At 42.3% G+C, this 14,828-nt stretch carries 18 protein-coding genes; 5 read left to right on the forward strand and 13 right to left on the reverse strand.

Going from position 1 to position 14,828, the window contains the following annotated elements; all coding sequences use genetic code 11:
• Positions 1 to 38 precede the first annotated feature (38 nt).
• From cotD to NYE56_RS10735, 5 genes are all read right to left on the reverse strand, one after another.
• Positions 39 to 266 carry a spore coat protein CotD gene (cotD, locus tag NYE56_RS10715; RefSeq protein ID WP_341283840.1) on the reverse strand — a complete coding sequence of 76 codons (228 nt, stop codon included), beginning with the start codon at positions 264 to 266 and terminating at the stop codon, positions 39 to 41.
• Between the two features lie 83 nt (positions 267 to 349).
• The gene (locus NYE56_RS10720) at positions 350 to 478 is read right to left on the reverse strand and encodes a hypothetical protein (protein ID WP_003230707.1); all 129 of its coding nucleotides are present in this window, start codon (positions 476 to 478) and stop codon (positions 350 to 352) included.
• A gap of 100 nt (positions 479 to 578) precedes the next feature.
• Positions 579 to 1,820: a metal-dependent exonucleaseMrfB gene (mrfB, locus tag NYE56_RS10725; protein WP_341283841.1), complete on the reverse strand. Its 1,242-nt coding sequence runs from the start codon at positions 1,818 to 1,820 to the stop codon at positions 579 to 581.
• 16 nt (positions 1,821 to 1,836) lie between these two features.
• The gene (gene mrfA / locus NYE56_RS10730) at positions 1,837 to 4,086 is read right to left on the reverse strand and encodes an ATP-dependent helicase MrfA (RefSeq protein WP_003230697.1); all 2,250 of its coding nucleotides are present in this window, start codon (positions 4,084 to 4,086) and stop codon (positions 1,837 to 1,839) included.
• Between the two features lie 102 nt (positions 4,087 to 4,188).
• Positions 4,189 to 4,695, reverse strand: coding sequence for a PTS sugar transporter subunit IIA (locus NYE56_RS10735; protein WP_015483368.1), 507 nt, complete (start codon positions 4,693 to 4,695; stop codon positions 4,189 to 4,191).
• Between the two features lie 137 nt (positions 4,696 to 4,832).
• Here NYE56_RS10735 and NYE56_RS10740 point away from each other — a divergent pair, with 137 nt between their 5' ends.
• Entirely contained in the window at positions 4,833 to 5,252 is a 420-nt protein-coding gene (locus NYE56_RS10740; protein ID WP_341283842.1) for an Hsp20/alpha crystallin family protein, read from the forward strand.
• 20 nt (positions 5,253 to 5,272) lie between these two features.
• Here the strand turns inward: NYE56_RS10740 and NYE56_RS10745 are convergent, their stop codons facing one another.
• Positions 5,273 to 5,650 (reverse strand): YppG family protein, encoded by a 378-nt coding sequence (locus NYE56_RS10745; RefSeq protein WP_014477159.1) that lies wholly within the window; start codon positions 5,648 to 5,650, stop codon positions 5,273 to 5,275.
• Between the two features lie 187 nt (positions 5,651 to 5,837).
• Here NYE56_RS10745 and NYE56_RS10750 point away from each other — a divergent pair, with 187 nt between their 5' ends.
• Positions 5,838 to 6,026: a YppF family protein gene (locus NYE56_RS10750; RefSeq protein ID WP_003230690.1), complete on the forward strand. Its 189-nt coding sequence runs from the start codon at positions 5,838 to 5,840 to the stop codon at positions 6,024 to 6,026.
• Between the two features lie 38 nt (positions 6,027 to 6,064).
• Here NYE56_RS10750 and NYE56_RS10755 read toward each other — a convergent pair whose 3' ends face one another.
• Positions 6,065 to 6,436 carry a YppE family protein gene (locus NYE56_RS10755; protein ID WP_341283843.1) on the reverse strand — a complete coding sequence of 124 codons (372 nt, stop codon included), beginning with the start codon at positions 6,434 to 6,436 and terminating at the stop codon, positions 6,065 to 6,067.
• A gap of 45 nt (positions 6,437 to 6,481) precedes the next feature.
• Positions 6,482 to 6,727 (reverse strand): YppD family protein, encoded by a 246-nt coding sequence (locus tag NYE56_RS10760; protein WP_004398488.1) that lies wholly within the window; start codon positions 6,725 to 6,727, stop codon positions 6,482 to 6,484.
• A gap of 198 nt (positions 6,728 to 6,925) precedes the next feature.
• On the opposite strand from NYE56_RS10760, the gene sspM reads away from it, so the two are divergent.
• Positions 6,926 to 7,030, forward strand: coding sequence for an acid-soluble spore protein SspM (gene sspM / locus NYE56_RS10765; protein ID WP_003225606.1), 105 nt, complete (start codon positions 6,926 to 6,928; stop codon positions 7,028 to 7,030).
• A 24-nt stretch (positions 7,031 to 7,054) separates the two neighbouring features.
• On the opposite strand, the gene NYE56_RS10770 is transcribed toward sspM, so the two are convergent.
• Positions 7,055 to 8,017: a DUF2515 domain-containing protein gene (locus NYE56_RS10770; RefSeq protein WP_341283844.1), complete on the reverse strand. Its 963-nt coding sequence runs from the start codon at positions 8,015 to 8,017 to the stop codon at positions 7,055 to 7,057.
• A gap of 40 nt (positions 8,018 to 8,057) precedes the next feature.
• Here NYE56_RS10770 and recU point away from each other — a divergent pair, with 40 nt between their 5' ends.
• Both recU and NYE56_RS10780 read left to right on the forward strand, forming a co-directional pair.
• The gene (recU, locus tag NYE56_RS10775) at positions 8,058 to 8,678 is read left to right on the forward strand and encodes a Holliday junction resolvase RecU (RefSeq protein ID WP_004399067.1); all 621 of its coding nucleotides are present in this window, start codon (positions 8,058 to 8,060) and stop codon (positions 8,676 to 8,678) included.
• Positions 8,679 to 8,699: 21 nt separating this feature from the next.
• Positions 8,700 to 11,447, forward strand: a complete 2,748-nt coding sequence (locus NYE56_RS10780; protein WP_124072999.1) for a transglycosylase domain-containing protein — start codon at positions 8,700 to 8,702, stop codon at positions 11,445 to 11,447.
• Positions 11,448 to 11,522: 75 nt separating this feature from the next.
• Here NYE56_RS10780 and NYE56_RS10785 read toward each other — a convergent pair whose 3' ends face one another.
• From NYE56_RS10785 to asnS, 4 genes are all read right to left on the reverse strand, one after another.
• Positions 11,523 to 12,017, reverse strand: coding sequence for a YpoC family protein (locus tag NYE56_RS10785; protein WP_009967579.1), 495 nt, complete (start codon positions 12,015 to 12,017; stop codon positions 11,523 to 11,525).
• The gene (gene nth / locus NYE56_RS10790; RefSeq protein ID WP_009967580.1) at positions 12,014 to 12,673 is read right to left on the reverse strand and encodes an endonuclease III; all 660 of its coding nucleotides are present in this window, start codon (positions 12,671 to 12,673) and stop codon (positions 12,014 to 12,016) included. The genes NYE56_RS10785 and nth overlap by 4 nt, the downstream gene beginning before the upstream one ends.
• Before the next feature lie 18 nt (positions 12,674 to 12,691).
• The gene (dnaD, locus tag NYE56_RS10795; RefSeq protein WP_004398499.1) at positions 12,692 to 13,390 is read right to left on the reverse strand and encodes a DNA replication protein DnaD; all 699 of its coding nucleotides are present in this window, start codon (positions 13,388 to 13,390) and stop codon (positions 12,692 to 12,694) included.
• A 92-nt stretch (positions 13,391 to 13,482) separates the two neighbouring features.
• Positions 13,483 to 14,775: an asparagine--tRNA ligase gene (asnS, locus tag NYE56_RS10800; RefSeq protein ID WP_004398777.1), complete on the reverse strand. Its 1,293-nt coding sequence runs from the start codon at positions 14,773 to 14,775 to the stop codon at positions 13,483 to 13,485.
• Positions 14,776 to 14,828 lie beyond the last annotated feature (53 nt).

Consider the following 14,828-nt stretch of genomic DNA (forward strand, 5'->3'; position numbering starts at 1 on the left):
CTGCATTGTTTACACCATCAAGCTGCACGTTTTCCATACTAGTAGTCGCAGCAAGGTTTTCCTGCTTGAAAATGCTGATGCGAAGCCGGGTCAACATTTGAGAAAGTGTGTGGAAAGTAGTGAACGTGCTGAAAATGCTGGTGGTTTACGTTTGTTGTATGCTGTGGGTGAATGTGCGGCACGATAGTCTTCGAAAACGTATGGTGTTCACAGCAATGAGTAGGATGGACAATTGGCGCCATCATATGCGGTCTGCAGTGATGCATGATAAAATCCCCTTTCCATAAACTTTATTACAATACTAAGCTATGAAAAATAAGGGGTACATGTTCTGATGCAAAGACCTATTTTAAAAGTGTGCAATTAAGCTGTCTTTAAAGTTTGAAAACACAAAAGCAATCAAAAATACCACAACAAAGAACAAGTAAAAAACACCCTTATACATACCAACTCTCCCTTTAAAAATAACTAACGTCATTTTACAGGATTCGCCGCTATTCTACAACAAAATCAATGTGAATTCAGCAAAAAAAATTCATGGCGAAACAAGTCGTCTTTTGCGCTTTCCCGGGGAATATTTAAGAGGAATATTTCCTCTTTAGCCGGGCAATTCTCACATGCAGTTTTTCAGTTTCTTTCTCTGATAAGCATGCCGCATCGCTAAGCAATTGCTCTGCTATTTGCAATGCTTTTCCGAATTCTTTTTTCTTATGCTCAAAATATTTCGCGAGTTCTATTACAGCAGCGTATCTGCACTTCTGGTTTTGCGAGCGGGACAGCTTTTCCCAAAGCGGCACTGCTTCTTCCAAGCGGTTTTGTTTTTTGTACAGGAGCGATAAATCCAGCCGTGCACTGTCCTGGTCCTCAAACGATTTTTCTATAAGCCTTTCCAACTGCTTGATCGCTTGGTCCGTTTCTTTATGAGCCATAAACCATTTCGCCATAGCATAGGCTTCACTGTATTCTTTTGGCGCATGTGATTCTGAAAGGATTTTTTTAGACATATGGATGTACAATGAAATGAGTGATAACACATCCATTTCATTATGATGCAGGACACCTTTTAAAAGATCCGGCTCTTGCGCCTTTATAAAATGAAAGTAAAGCATTGGCGCCAAGTAGCCCGGTGTGTCTTCTAGTCTGCGGATGCCGAGCTCCTCTTTTTCAACCGTACCAAGAGATACGCGGTCCATTTTGTGTTTCCACAGGCGTCTAGCTCCATGCAAAAGATCAAAGTGGCCAAACTCCGGAAGCTTCGGAAGTCTGTCACGGATCAAGGTGTGCCTTGTTTTCACCTGCGGCCAATCAAAGGCTTTGCCGTTGTAGGTCACAAGTGATGTAATGTCAACCTCGCTTAAAAAGCTTTGGTACAAGGCGACTTCGTTCCCCGGTTTGGGCAAAAGATGCTGTTTGACTGTCACTCGGTCTTCATATACTCTCGCATGCCCAAGCAAAAAAATGGTATTCCCAGCTCCACCCCCAAGACCGGTTGTTTCTGTATCAAAGAAAAAGAGGTTGTTTTTGTTATACCCTTTTGCTGACAACGTATGCGACAGGCCGCTTTGATTCCACAGTGTGATCACTTCCTCAAGCTCAGAAAAGCTGTATAACCCATGGCGGTGAGAAAGCGGATATTCTACTTCTCTGATGAGGCAATATTCATCTTCGAAGATGAAAGGCTTCATGCCAAAAGCCTCCCACTCTTCTAAAAACGGGATGTCATCAAAGTGGTTTTCTTGTTTGCCTGCTTCTATTTTTTGTTCTCCTTCGTCGAGCACCATGTGCTTTTTCATCCGCTGGAGTTTCCCTTTTAATGACATATCCGGCCCCCCCTCCTTACGACATTTGATCCAACAGCTGCAAAATTCTTTCCTTTGCTTTTATCCCTTCTATTTCCGTACCTATACAAGACGGACAGCCGTCATGACAAGGACAATGTGTAATCAGTTGTTTCGCCGCTTCATTAATGTCTGAAAAACGTTTAAAGACTTCCTCCGCCAAACCGATACCGCCCGGATAATGATCATATAAAAATATGGTTGGCAATCCGGTATGGGCTGCTTTGATTTGAGAAACAACATGAACATCATTTCGATCACACATGATATACACAGGGACAATATGCTGCAGCACATTCGAGATGCCAAGAAGCAGCTGTTCCAGTGTCTTTTCCCCGATGTCTTCATCCGCTGTTTTGATTTCGAGCCAAGCTGCACTTGTATGCAGTTCTTCTTCCGGCAAATGAATAGGTCCAGACCCAATATTTTCAAAAGTGGTCATTTTTATTTTTTTAAAAATGGTCGGCAGGGCATTGACAGTGACGTCTCCGTAGTGCAATGACGTACGGCTTTTTTCTTTCGTTTTATCGATTTCTAATACCTTCAGCTGAACTGCCAGGTTTGCATCCGTATAATATTCGACATCGACTTTTCTGACATACGCCTTCTTATGGTCCCAATCGAGCTTCTCAACTTGATACTGAACGCCTTCATGCAAATAAATTGCTTCATCATGTAAAAGCGTCATCGCACTAAAACGGTCCATTTCACCGATAATCCTTACATTTGCAATATCCGACTGATCAACTATAACGACATTTTCCTGGGAGGCGGAACGCAAACTGATGTTTGAAGCAGGGAACGACTCACTTGCCCAATGGTACCGTTCGCCGTTGCGGTGAAGAACAGCCTCTTCCTCAAGATACTCAAGAATATCACTGACTTCCATGGGTCCAAATTCTTCATCAGCTCTAAAAGGAAGCTCATAAGCCGCACACTTTAAGTGATCTACTAAAATAATCAAATTCTCCGGATTGATTCTTGCAGATTCCGGCGAACGATTAAAGAAATATTCAGGATGCCGCACAATATATTGGTCAATCGGTGTTGAATTGGCTACCATGATAATCAAAGATTCACCGTGTCTTCTGCCGGCTCGTCCCGCCTGCTGCCAAGCACTTGCAACACTTCCGGGATACCCCGTCATTACACACACTTGCAGCTGGCCGATATCAACACCAAGCTCTAAGGCATTCGTACTTACCACTCCTAAAATGTCGCCTTCTCTCAGGCCTTTTTCGATTTCTCTTCGCTCTTTCGGAAGATAGCCTCCCCGATAGCCTCTGATTGATTTTGTTCCAATCTCTTTTTTCACAAGCTCCTGAATATGGCTTAAAATAATTTCCACCCGAACTCTGCTTCTGGCAAAAACAATGGTCTGCACTTTGTTTTTAAGGAACTCTTTCGCCAGTTCATTCACTTCTGCGGTTGCGCTCCTTCTAATATTCAGCGGTTTGTTCACAATTGGCGGATTGTAAAACACAAAATGCTTGCGTCCGCTCGGTGCGCCGTTGTCATCGACCAGCCGCATCGGTTTGCCTGTCAGCTGCTCTCCCAATTCCTTTGGGTTGGCAATTGTTGCGGAAGTACAAATAAAAACCGGATCACTTCCATAAAACCGGCAGATACGCTTTAGCCGCCGGATCACATTTGCCACATGGCTGCCGAACACACCTCGATACGTATGAAGCTCATCGATGACGATATACTTAAGGTTTTCAAACAAACTGACCCATTTCGTATGATGCGGTAGAATGGCAGAATGCAGCATATCGGGGTTTGTAATGACAATATGACCTGCTTTTCTCACCTTTTGTCTGATTGCCGGAGACGTATCCCCGTCATATGTAAAGCTTTTAATATCAATGCCCATTTCATCAATAATTTCATTTAACTCGCTCTTTTGGTCTTGTGCCAGCGCTTTAGTCGGAAATAAATATAACGCCCGGTTTGTTTCATCTTGGGCGATGGACTGCAGGACTGGGAGGTTGTAGCATAACGTTTTTCCTGATGCTGTTGGCGTTACGGTAACGATGCTCTCTCCTTTTTGCACATATTGAAAAGCGGAATATTGGTGAGTATATAGTTCATCAATGCCCCTTTTCGAAAGGGCCGCTTTGATTCTCTCGTCTATACTTTCGGGCATAGGCCTTGTTTTTGCTTCCCGAGGCTCAATTTCATGCCAATTCACAACGTTTTCATTTCCTTTTAAATCAGAAATGAGTTCAGTCAGTGATTTCTTTTTCATTCTTTACACCTCTTTGTCAAGTACAGTTTACCGAATATTTGTTTGCATGGCTAGGTGCAAATGTTATACAGTTGAATAAAAAAAGCAAGGCATACGCCCTGCTTATTTCGCTTTTATTGTAAGGAGCTTTGATTCGCCTTTACGAGCAGCCTTTTCGCCTGCCGGTACAATTGATCCTACAGCCTCACCATTCATTATAACGATTGGGATGACTGTGCTGCTCGCTTTTTCTTTTATTAATTCCAAATCACATGTAATCAGCGGGTCACCGACCTTCACTTTATCCCCTTCTTTAATGTGGGCAGTAAATCCTTCTCCGTTCATATTGACTGTCTCCAGCCCGACATGAATTAACAGCTCAATTCCCGAGCGAGTCCGAATGCCAACGGCGTGTTTGGTGTGAAAAATCTGAATGACTTCACCTTCAGCGGGAGAAACGATTTCACCGCTAGAAGGTTCCACCGCTATTCCTTCTCCCATCATTTTCTGTGAAAAAACAGGGTCCGGTACATCTGACAGGTCCATTACTGTACCGTCTGCCGGAGAATAAATAACCTCTTCTGTCACCTTTTCCTGAGTTTTGCCCATTCCGAATAATTTTTTCAGCAATGTATTTTCTCCCTTCTCATTCACTTCAACCGTTATCCCTTCATTCACCACTATTTAACCACACTTTCAATTTTGCTTCAATTTATAACAACATCTGGCATAGACGCATAATCTGGTTAAAAAAGGCGGTGGCGAAATTGGAATTCCATGATGACAGAAAGAACGAACTGCAAAAGAAAGAAGAAATCATAACGGAGGCAATCGACAGTCTTTTTCAATCCTCAGCGTTCGGCAACCTTATAAACGGATTTCAGAACCTGATCAACTCGAGTTTAAAGGATGTGCAGACGACCATACATGTCAGAGAAAGAGATACTGGGCTGTATATCGATATTACCATTCCGGCGACGTTTCGAGATGGCGAGATCGTCGTTGATGTTAAATCGAGGTATCTCCATGTAACACTCCAAGAAAAACAGAAACACCAAAATGAGGCTACCTTTACAAGCATGACAAGAACGGTTCAGCTGCCTTATGAAGTTCGCCAAGAAGATATGGAAACGTCTTGGAACGAGCAGACAATGACACTTTTCTTTCCAAAAAATAAGCATGAATGAACGATTCATTCATGCTTCTATCATTTAAAAAAGCTGGTAAATCCCTTTATTAAAGATCCGACCTGATTCATTGCACTCATTACTTGACCTGTTGTATCCATCATTTTATTAAAATCAAATTGCCCATTGGCTTTTTTGAACTGCGACATAATGCTTTGAAATTGCGAAGGCTGCTGTTGATTAGGCCTTGGGATAGGATAAGGGTTAGAAAATACAGGCGGCTGCATAGGCATAGGCTGGATCGGAGCATAGGGCTGATAATAATCCTGCTGTCCATAATGCTGCTGAGGCAGTTGTTGCTCTAAATAACCGGGTGCAGCCTGCTGATAATATCCTTGCATTTGCTGAGGATAATAATAGCCCATTTGCCGAGGATAGCTTCGAGAGCTCCTGTTCATTGCGATTCCCCCCTAAACACAACATATTTCTCTTCTATATATGTATGAATGACTTCTATCGTTTGTGTCACAAGTGATGATTAGCATTTGTCAAATTGTGTCGAAAGTTTAAATTTTTTAAAAACAGAAAAAAGTCGAATCATTATGGTACCATATTTTCAATACAGATGAGAGGGGATGCACCATAATGAACGTATCATACTTAAGCAAACGTTTTGCAGAAATGAAGAAATATGAAACAGACTGTATGAATAAACTGATGGACTTTGCCAAGTTCCTCTATATTCAAGGACATCTCAGCATAACTGAGTTTCGTAACAGTATGAAGGTTCTCGAAGCAAATGGAGCAGAAAGCCCGGCATATGAGATGAATTAACGTCCGGCCCCCTATAAAAACGAAAAGAAGACAGCCTTTTACCGGCTGTCTTCTCTTGCAATTTCATCCTTTACTGCGTGCAATGTATAAAGGACTGACTCAGTGATGTCCTTGAACCGTTTTTTATGAATATGATGAACATATGATTGAAGGACCAATTCCAGGAAATTATCCTTTACGGTCTCAATTTGCTCTTTATGCACATATTTTGGCCGGCGTGCTTTTATCAATTCAAGAGCACCATCTGCCCAGCGGGCCGCCAGTTCATCATTCTCTTCAACTGCAGGCTTTATCGTCTCAAAAAAATCATAAGAATGATTACTGTTTTTTCCTTCCTGATACCGATCAGCGCCATTTTCAGCAACTTCAATCATTCGCTCGGTCATTTCCAGCAATGTTTGTGATAGCAATACCTTTCACCTCAATGCCTATCGTACCAAATTTCACTCACAAATTCAGCCGATGCGGTATACTTTCTCAAACGCATACCTGTGTTCAGGCGATTGATACAGCTCATTTATACAAATATGAAGATCTATGATTTCTTCTTCAAGCACACTCAGGCGATCGTTTTCCGTTTCCCGCATCTCAGCCTCTAATGCATTTACAGAATGATTCAGGCTTTGCTCAGCTCGCGTTAATTCATCTTCTATATCAGAAAGCATACGGAGAATATCTGTCTTGCATACATAACCGGACATTCGTGTACCTCCCTTTCCTCGTCTCTCCCGGTTAACATTCTTTGCTCTCAAGGCTCTTTCCTTCCTCATGACAAAACTAGAAGCAAATCGCCAAACAAACAGGTATTCCACGAAAAGCTGAAGTTTTCGACAAAAACACCCGCAAAAATTGTATGATCCTCCTCCTTAATGCAAACGATACTTGTGAGGAGGTGCCGTATGAAAACAAGACCGAAAAAAGCCGGCCAGCAAAAAAAGACTGAATCAAAGGCAATCGATTCTTTAGATAAAAAATTAGGCGGCCCGAACCGCCCTTCTACGTAAGAAGCAAGGAATTTCCTTGCTTCTTTATTTTTTCAGCCACTGCTCCACCGCAAAAAGCGCATGAAGCTGGCGCTTTTTATGTAAATACCAGTCTGTCAATTCAATCTGCTTCGGCAATTCCTCGCGCCTAAAGAACGTTTTCTTTATCTTTCCATGAAACCAATCTGTTTTCGTTCCGTCTAATGAGTGGATTAACTCAGGGTAGCATGTCCTTAGCATAGGAGATGTTCTTTTTGTAATCCCGATTATCTTTTCCATATCAAAACGGGAACCTGTGTGCGGCACTGTGTGCAAAAAGTGATAAAAAGAGGAGAACAATTCTGGCTTGAACAGCAATTGAGACAGCTGCTTTCCCAGCCTTATCCTTTCCTCTGTCTTTGAAAAACGTTTCACTGAAATGCCGTAAAGAAACCCATTTGAGGAAGGAAAAATAACGGTGTTAAAATGTAACCAATCACTTAAATAAAAAGGAATCGTGTCAAAAACATTCTTTTTAAACGAAGGATTTTGTATAATAGGTGTTTGGATAGTGTTTTGTTCATTTATAATGAGGGCATACATTAGCCGCTCCGTATTTCGCTCATGCCAAAAACGGGTCCATTCTTCCGTCATAAATTGTGAGACGCCAAACACATGCAGCAGATGAAACAGCGGTTTCCCGACTCTTTTTGACCATTGGTATAATAGAAGCTGCGGATAGGCATCCGAAAATATAAGCCAGTTCGCTCTTTCATAGGCTAAAAAGAACCATTTTTGCTGTCTCTCACGGAGTCCAAGCTGAAACAGACTGCCTTTTAAGTCAGTCATTGACCAGCCGGCATTACGAGAAACGAAAGAAGCCAAAAGCGACCATTTGATTTCCGGATGACGGTCGTAAAATGCTTTATAAGCATTTGTTCTTGAAATGTTATCCGCGTTTTTTATTTTTGTCTGCCGCTCAATTCGGCTCAGAAGCTTTCTGATGGTCTGTTGTTCTTGCACGTTCATTCACTTCCGTCATGATTAGTTTAATAAGGAGGATGAGAAAGTGATTCGGTATCCTAACGGAAAAACATTTCAGCCGAAACATTCGGTTTCATCCCAAAACAGTCAGAAAAGGGCCCCGTCTTACAGTAATCGCGGAATGACCCTCGAAGATGACTTAAACGAAACGAATAAGTATTATCTGACAAACCAAATTGCCGTTATACACAAAAAGCCGACACCTGTTCAAATTGTAAATGTCCATTATCCAAAAAGAAGTGCCGCAGTGATTAAAGAAGCTTACTTTAAACAATCATCGACAACAGACTACAATGGGATTTACAAAGGGCGGTATATTGATTTTGAGGCGAAAGAAACGAAAAACAAGACCTCTTTCCCCCTGCAGAATTTTCATGACCATCAAATCGAGCATATGAAGCAGGTAAAGGCTCAAGACGGTATTTGTTTTGTTATTATATCCGCTTTCGACCAGGTTTATTTTTTGGAAGCCGATAAGCTGTTTTATTTCTGGGACAGAAAAGAAAAAAACGGCAGAAAATCAATTCGAAAAGATGAGTTGGAAGAAACAGCTTATCCGATTTCTCTTGGATACGCACCCAGAATTGATTATATTAGTATTATTGAACAGCTTTATTTTTCGCCATCATCTGGTGCGAAAGGTTGATTAACGAAAGGTTGAGATGTTATGTCAGATCAATTTAACAGCCGTGAAGCTCGACGAAAAGCGAACAGCAAGTCGAGTCCTTCACCGAAAAAAGGCAAGAAACGAAAAAAGGGCGGATTGTTTAAAAAGACCCTTTTCACTTTACTCATTCTGTTTGTTTTAGGCGTAGTCGGCGGTGCTGTTACATTTGCCGTCATGGTTTCTGATGCGCCGTCCCTTGATGAAAGCAAATTGAAGACGCCTTATTCATCAACGATTTATGATAAAAATGGAAAAGAGATCGCCGAAGTCGGCGCCGAAAAACGGACCTACGTCTCGATAGATGAAATTCCCGATGTTGTAAAAGAAGCCTTTATCGCGACAGAAGACGCTCGTTTTTATGAGCACCACGGGATTGACCCTGTCCGTATCGGCGGTGCTTTAGTTGCCAACTTTAAAGACGGCTTCGGGGCTGAAGGCGGAAGTACGATCACCCAGCAGGTCGTCAAAAACTCCCTTCTTTCACATCAAAAGACGTTGAAACGGAAGGTGCAGGAAGTATGGCTTTCGATTCAGCTGGAGCGCAATTACTCTAAAGATGAAATTTTAGAAATGTATTTAAACCGGATTTATTTTTCTCCTAGAGCATACGGAATCGGAAAAGCGGCGGAAGAATTTTTCGGCGTTACAGATTTAAGCAAATTGACTGTCGAACAGGCTGCGACGCTTGCAGGAATGCCGCAAAGCCCGACAGCGTACAATCCCGTTAAAAACCCGGATAAAGCGGAAAAACGACGGAACATCGTACTCAGTCTGATGAAAAAACAAGGATTTATTTCTGATTCTCAATATAACAAAGCGAAAAAAGTGGCAGTGAAAGACGAAGGCGTCGTGTCACAGAAGGAATATGAAAAAGCAAGTACAAACAAATACAGCGCATTTGTTGAAGAGGTTATGAAGGAAATTGATGAAAAATCTGATGTCGATCCATCTGCTGACGGATTAAAGATCTATACGACATTAGATACAAAAGCACAAGATAAACTAGATGAATTAATGGACGGAGACACCGTCGGATTTACTGAAGGCATGCAGGGCGGCGTTACCCTTCTCGATACGAAAACCGGAGAAGTGCGGGCGATTGGCGCCGGAAGAGATTCTACGGTTGGTGGCTATAATTACGCGACCCAAGCTAAGCGACAGCCTGGATCTACCATTAAACCTATTCTCGACTACGGTCCAGTTATTGAAAATAAAAAATGGTCAACTTACGAGCAAATTGATGACTCAGCTTACACTTATTCAGATGGAACACCTATTCGAGACTTTGACCGCAGATATAAAGGACCAATGTCTATGCGTGAAGCACTAGCACAATCTCGTAATATTCCGGCTTTAAAAGCATTCCAAGCAGTCGGAAAAGATGCGGCGGTAGACTTTGCCAATGGACTTGGGCTGGGATTAGATAAAGACACTGTATATGAATCCTACTCTATTGGAGGATTCGGAAAAGGGAATGTTGGTGTCTCTTCACTGACAATGGCAGGAGCATACAGCGCCTTCGGAAATAACGGAACATATAATGAACCGCATTTTGTAAAGTCTATTGAATTTAACGATGGCACAAAGCTTGATTTAACACCAAAATCAAAGTCAGCAATGAGCGACTATACTGCGTTTATGATTACAGATATGCTGAAAACAGCTGTTAAAACAGGTACTGGACAGCTTGCACAAGTACCCGGTGTAGAAGTAGCAGGAAAAACAGGGACGACCAACTTTGAAGAAAGTGAAATCCAAAGGTACAATATCGCAAGCGACGGTGCCCGAGATTCTTGGTTTGTCGGCTACACACCGCAATATACAGCAGCCGTCTGGACGGGTATGGGAGAAAACGAAGCTGGAAAGAAATCTCTTTCAACTGAAGAACAAAAAGTTGCAAAGCGCATCTTCGCCCAGCTCATTGCCGATGTCGATGACGGAAGCGGATCATTTGAGAAGCCTGACAGCGTAGTGGAAGCCACCGTAGAAAAAGGTTCTAATCCCGCAAAACTGGCAGGGCCAAATACGCCAAGCGATAAGAAGCTCACAGAGTACTTTGTTAAAGGCACAGCTCCTTCTACTGTTTCTAAAACATATGAGAAAGAAGAAAAAGAGGAAACAGCTAAACTGTCTGGTTTAAACGTGAAATACGATAAAGACAATCAATCTTTAACGTTAAGCTGGAATTATGACGGAGATGCGACCTTTGCTGTAAAGCAATCTGTTGACGGCGGCAGCTACTCGGAAATTCAAAACAGCTCTGCAAAAGAGGCAGTTATTTCGGGTGTGCAGCCAGGATCTGTATACAAATTCGAAGTAACAGCCGTCAGTGATGATGGCAAAAGTACAGCTTCCACATCCTATGAGGTGCCAAAAGCTGAAGACGATGAAGATAAAAAAGACCAGCAACAAACGGATGATGAAAAACAAGATGATGAGAAGACTCAGGATGATACACAAACTGATGATTCTCAAAAAGATGACGGTCAGACGGATCAAGATCAGACAGATGATTCAACAAACGATCAAGACAAAAAACAAGACAATACGAACACCAATCCGTCCGACAACAATAACCAAGACCAATCAAACGATAACGATAACGACAACAGTAACAACCAAGATACGTCGGATGGTGATTCGAACTCTGGTAAGAATGATTCAACAGGTTCTGACACGAATAAAAATAAAACAGACACATCTAATAAAACACAAACAAACTCATCATCAATTGAAAAAACAAATTAACCAAAACAGCCGTCACCTTTGGGGTGATGGCTGTTTTGGTATACAATAAAAAACCTCCCGTTTTAACAGGAGGTTTTATCGATTCATCGCATGATATTTATAAAAATGCTTTTTCATTTCGGTAATCAGCTCATCAAGCTGAATAAAGCAATGGTATTGGGTCGGCTTAAGAAGAATAAATTCCACTCGTTCAGCCCAATTAATCGGCTTTGCGGGATATGATTTCTCCCTCAGTTCTTGCCAATCGAGCGATTTCACCGGCTCACCTGCTGTCCAATGTAACGAAGCCAACAAACACACAATGCCCTTTAACATTTCGTTTTGGTCACATCTCGATTTTCGTGTTTGAAAGACTGGGAGAAGTGATGCTTTGATGTCATCCCACACTTCAAATAAAAGCGGAACGTATTTCCCGCTGTCCTCCCATGGCAAATCGCCTTGTAATTCCGTGCAAAAATCAAAATACACCGGATTGGTCTGCAAGGTTTTCTTCATATCCGAGGAACTCTTCTGGCCAAGACTGCGCAAGTATTGCTCATAGGAAGCCAACACTTCTTTTGCTTGCGTCATCGTTTCACCAGTCCTTTTTTATCCCTCTTCTGCCCTTCTCTGCACAAAGAAAGCAGCGGACACTCCGCACAGCGCGGAGATTGGGCTTTACAGTGATATCTGCCGAAGAAAATAAGCCGGTGATGCGTAACGGACCAGTCTTCTTTGGGAACCTTGCGCATCAGCGTCTTTTCAACTTCCAGAACCGAGTCCTTCCACCGGCAAATGCCCAATCGTTTGCTGACTCTCTCCACATGGGTATCTACGGCAATGGCCGGCACGCCAAACGCAACGGATACCACTACGTTTGCAGTCTTTCTCCCGACCCCTGGCAGTTTGACAAGCTCATCGCGGTCTCTCGGCACTTCTCCGCCGTAATCTTCAATAATCATTTTACTCAGCTTTTGAATATTTTTCGCTTTATTACGATATAAACCGATTGATTTAATATCCTGCTGAAGCTCTTCCAGCGGAACAGCCAAATAGTCTTCCGGCCGTTTATATTTTTGGAATAATGTTTTGGTCACTCTGTTTACAAGTGCATCTGTACATTGCGCAGATAAAGCAACAGCCACCACTAATTCAAAAGGATTGGAATGAACCAGTTCACACTCCGCATGAGGAAACATGTCACCTATCTTGTCTAAACAGAATTCAATTTGTTTTAGATTTAACACGATTGTCACCTTTTCACTTTATTGTTCAAGCCAATTGTAAAAAGGAACCTGCCTTTTATACTCTTTTTGCGGTTCATTCTGCTTTGCTTGTACACGCCGGAATTTTTGGCTGTGTATTTTTGCCTGCTCCACAGTTTTAAGCCCGTTTTTCTTCCATTCAAACAAAATCCGGTCAATGTAGCGGAAACTGAGTTTTCCTGATAGTACAGCCTCTTTTAACGCGTGTTTGATCAGTTGTGCGTCATGCTGATCCTGGTCCTGCCAGATCGCCAGCGTTTCACACTCCAAAGGCGATAACGGCCTTGCGAACTCTTCCTCAAAAATGGTATAAAGGCTTTTTTGTTCCCCTTCTGCTTTTCTTTCCTGTGTTTGATTCTGTGCAAGCTGAATATATTCGTACAGTTTCCCCCATAAAGGCTGAAGAGAATATTTCTCAAATTTGATGCCGTTTTGATCCTCGCATTCTTCAATAAACAGAAAGCCTTTTTGAATAAACATCCGCAATCTGTTTGTGCATTCTTCAACAGAAATTGACATACCTTCCTGCAGCTGATTCGGTGTAGGAAAATATGATCCTTTTTCTAAATGCATTTTAATTTTTAACAGCAGAATAAGTTCTGTTTCATTAAGCCCAAGCTGTTTATAATGCGTGAGCAGAAGATTGGGGATGGTTGATGTTCCCTGCTCCTGCATATCAATAAATTGCTGTTTTTTCATCGTCACACCTCTTACTGTAAAGGATTGTGATTGCCCCTTTACTGTAAAAAGTCTCCCTTGCAGGAGACTCTTTTTTGTTTCATTTGAATGTATTACGGATACAGACGGTTTAACAGTCTTGGGAACGGAATCGTTTCACGAACGTGAGGCGCTCCGCTGATCCAAGCTACTGTCCGCTCTAATCCAAGGCCGAAGCCGGAATGAGGAACTGATCCATATTTTCTAAGTTCAGCATACCATTTATATGCGTCAGAATCCAGTCCATGTTCTTTAAGACGCGATTCCAAAAGTTCCATATCGTGAATCCGTTCAGACCCGCCGATGATTTCTCCATAGCCTTCCGGCGCAATCAAGTCAGCGCAAAGCACAACGTCCTCACGGTCAGAAGCCGGCTGCATATAGAACGGTTTTAAGGACGTCGGATAGCGAGTGATGAATACCGGTTTGTCATAATGTTCAGCAATCGCTGTTTCATGAGGCGCTCCGAAATCATCTCCCCACTCGATATCGTCAAAGCCTTTTTCTTTCAGAAATTCAATCGCTTCATCATACGTGATTCTTGGGAACGGAGCTTTGATTTGCTCAAGTTTTGACGTGTCTCTTCCCAATGTGTTTAATTCAATTTTGCAATTCTTAAGAACTGATTGCACGATGAAAGAAACGTAATTTTCCTGTACTTGAAGGTTTTCTTCAAATTCTACAAACGCCATTTCCGGTTCGATCATCCAGAATTCGATTAAGTGACGCTTTGTTTTAGACTTTTCCGCTCTGAATGTCGGTCCGAAAGAGAATACTTTTCCTAAAGCCATTGCCGCAGCTTCCATGTAGAGCTGGCCGCTTTGAGACAGATATGCATCTTCATCAAAATACTTTGTCGCAAAGAGTTCTGTTGTTCCTTCAGGTGCGCTTCCAGTCAAAATCGGCGGATCCACTTTTACGAAGCCTTCGTTATTAAAGAATTCGTAAGTCGCGCGAATGATTTCATTACGGATTTTCATGATCGCATGCTGGCGCTTTGAACGCAACCATAAATGTCTGTGATCCATCAAAAATTCCGTTCCGTGTTCTTTTGGTGTAATTGGATAATCGGTCGCTTCGTGAATGACTTCAATATCTGTCACAGCAAGTTCATATCCAAGCGGAGAACGCTCGTCCTCTTTGACAATCCCTTTTATATAGAGCGACGTTTCCTGCGTCACTGATTTAGCTGTTTGGAAAATGCTTTCTTCCACTTCCGCTTTTACTACGACACCCTGAATAAAACCGGTACCGTCCCGAAGCTGTAAAAACGCAATTTTCCCGCTTGAACGCTTATTAGCGACCCAAGCTCCGATCGTTACTTCCTCACCTACGTGCTTGTACACTTGGTTGATTGTTGTTTTCAACATATTTCCCTCCAAAACAAGAAAGACATTCGGAAGCTCATTGCCCCGCGAAC

Source organism: Bacillus sp. FSL R5-0603, from assembly GCF_038050295.1.
GTDB classification, from domain to species: domain Bacteria; phylum Bacillota; class Bacilli; order Bacillales; family Bacillaceae; genus Bacillus; species Bacillus subtilis.

Excerpts from the sequence above, each read along its gene's own strand:
- cotD (WP_341283840.1), bottom strand. The coding sequence starts at position 266 with ATGCATCACTGCAGACCGCATATGATGGCGCCAATTGTCCATCCTACT.
- NYE56_RS10720 (WP_003230707.1), bottom strand. The coding sequence starts at position 478 with ATGACGTTAGTTATTTTTAAAGGGAGAGTTGGTATGTATAAGGGTGTT.
- mrfB (WP_341283841.1), bottom strand. The coding sequence starts at position 1,820 with ATGTCATTAAAAGGGAAACTCCAGCGGATGAAAAAGCACATGGTGCTC.
- mrfA (WP_003230697.1), bottom strand. The coding sequence starts at position 4,086 with ATGAAAAAGAAATCACTGACTGAACTCATTTCTGATTTAAAAGGAAAT.
- NYE56_RS10745 (WP_014477159.1), bottom strand. The coding sequence starts at position 5,650 with ATGAACAGGAGCTCTCGAAGCTATCCTCGGCAAATGGGCTATTATTAT.
- NYE56_RS10750 (WP_003230690.1), top strand. The coding sequence starts at position 5,838 with ATGAACGTATCATACTTAAGCAAACGTTTTGCAGAAATGAAGAAATAT.
- NYE56_RS10760 (WP_004398488.1), bottom strand. The coding sequence starts at position 6,727 with ATGTCCGGTTATGTATGCAAGACAGATATTCTCCGTATGCTTTCTGAT.
- sspM (WP_003225606.1), top strand. The coding sequence starts at position 6,926 with ATGAAAACAAGACCGAAAAAAGCCGGCCAGCAAAAAAAGACTGAATCA.
- NYE56_RS10770 (WP_341283844.1), bottom strand. The coding sequence starts at position 8,017 with ATGAACGTGCAAGAACAACAGACCATCAGAAAGCTTCTGAGCCGAATT.
- NYE56_RS10780 (WP_124072999.1), top strand. The coding sequence starts at position 8,700 with ATGTCAGATCAATTTAACAGCCGTGAAGCTCGACGAAAAGCGAACAGC.
- NYE56_RS10785 (WP_009967579.1), bottom strand. The coding sequence starts at position 12,017 with ATGACGCAAGCAAAAGAAGTGTTGGCTTCCTATGAGCAATACTTGCGC.
- dnaD (WP_004398499.1), bottom strand. The coding sequence starts at position 13,390 with ATGAAAAAACAGCAATTTATTGATATGCAGGAGCAGGGAACATCAACC.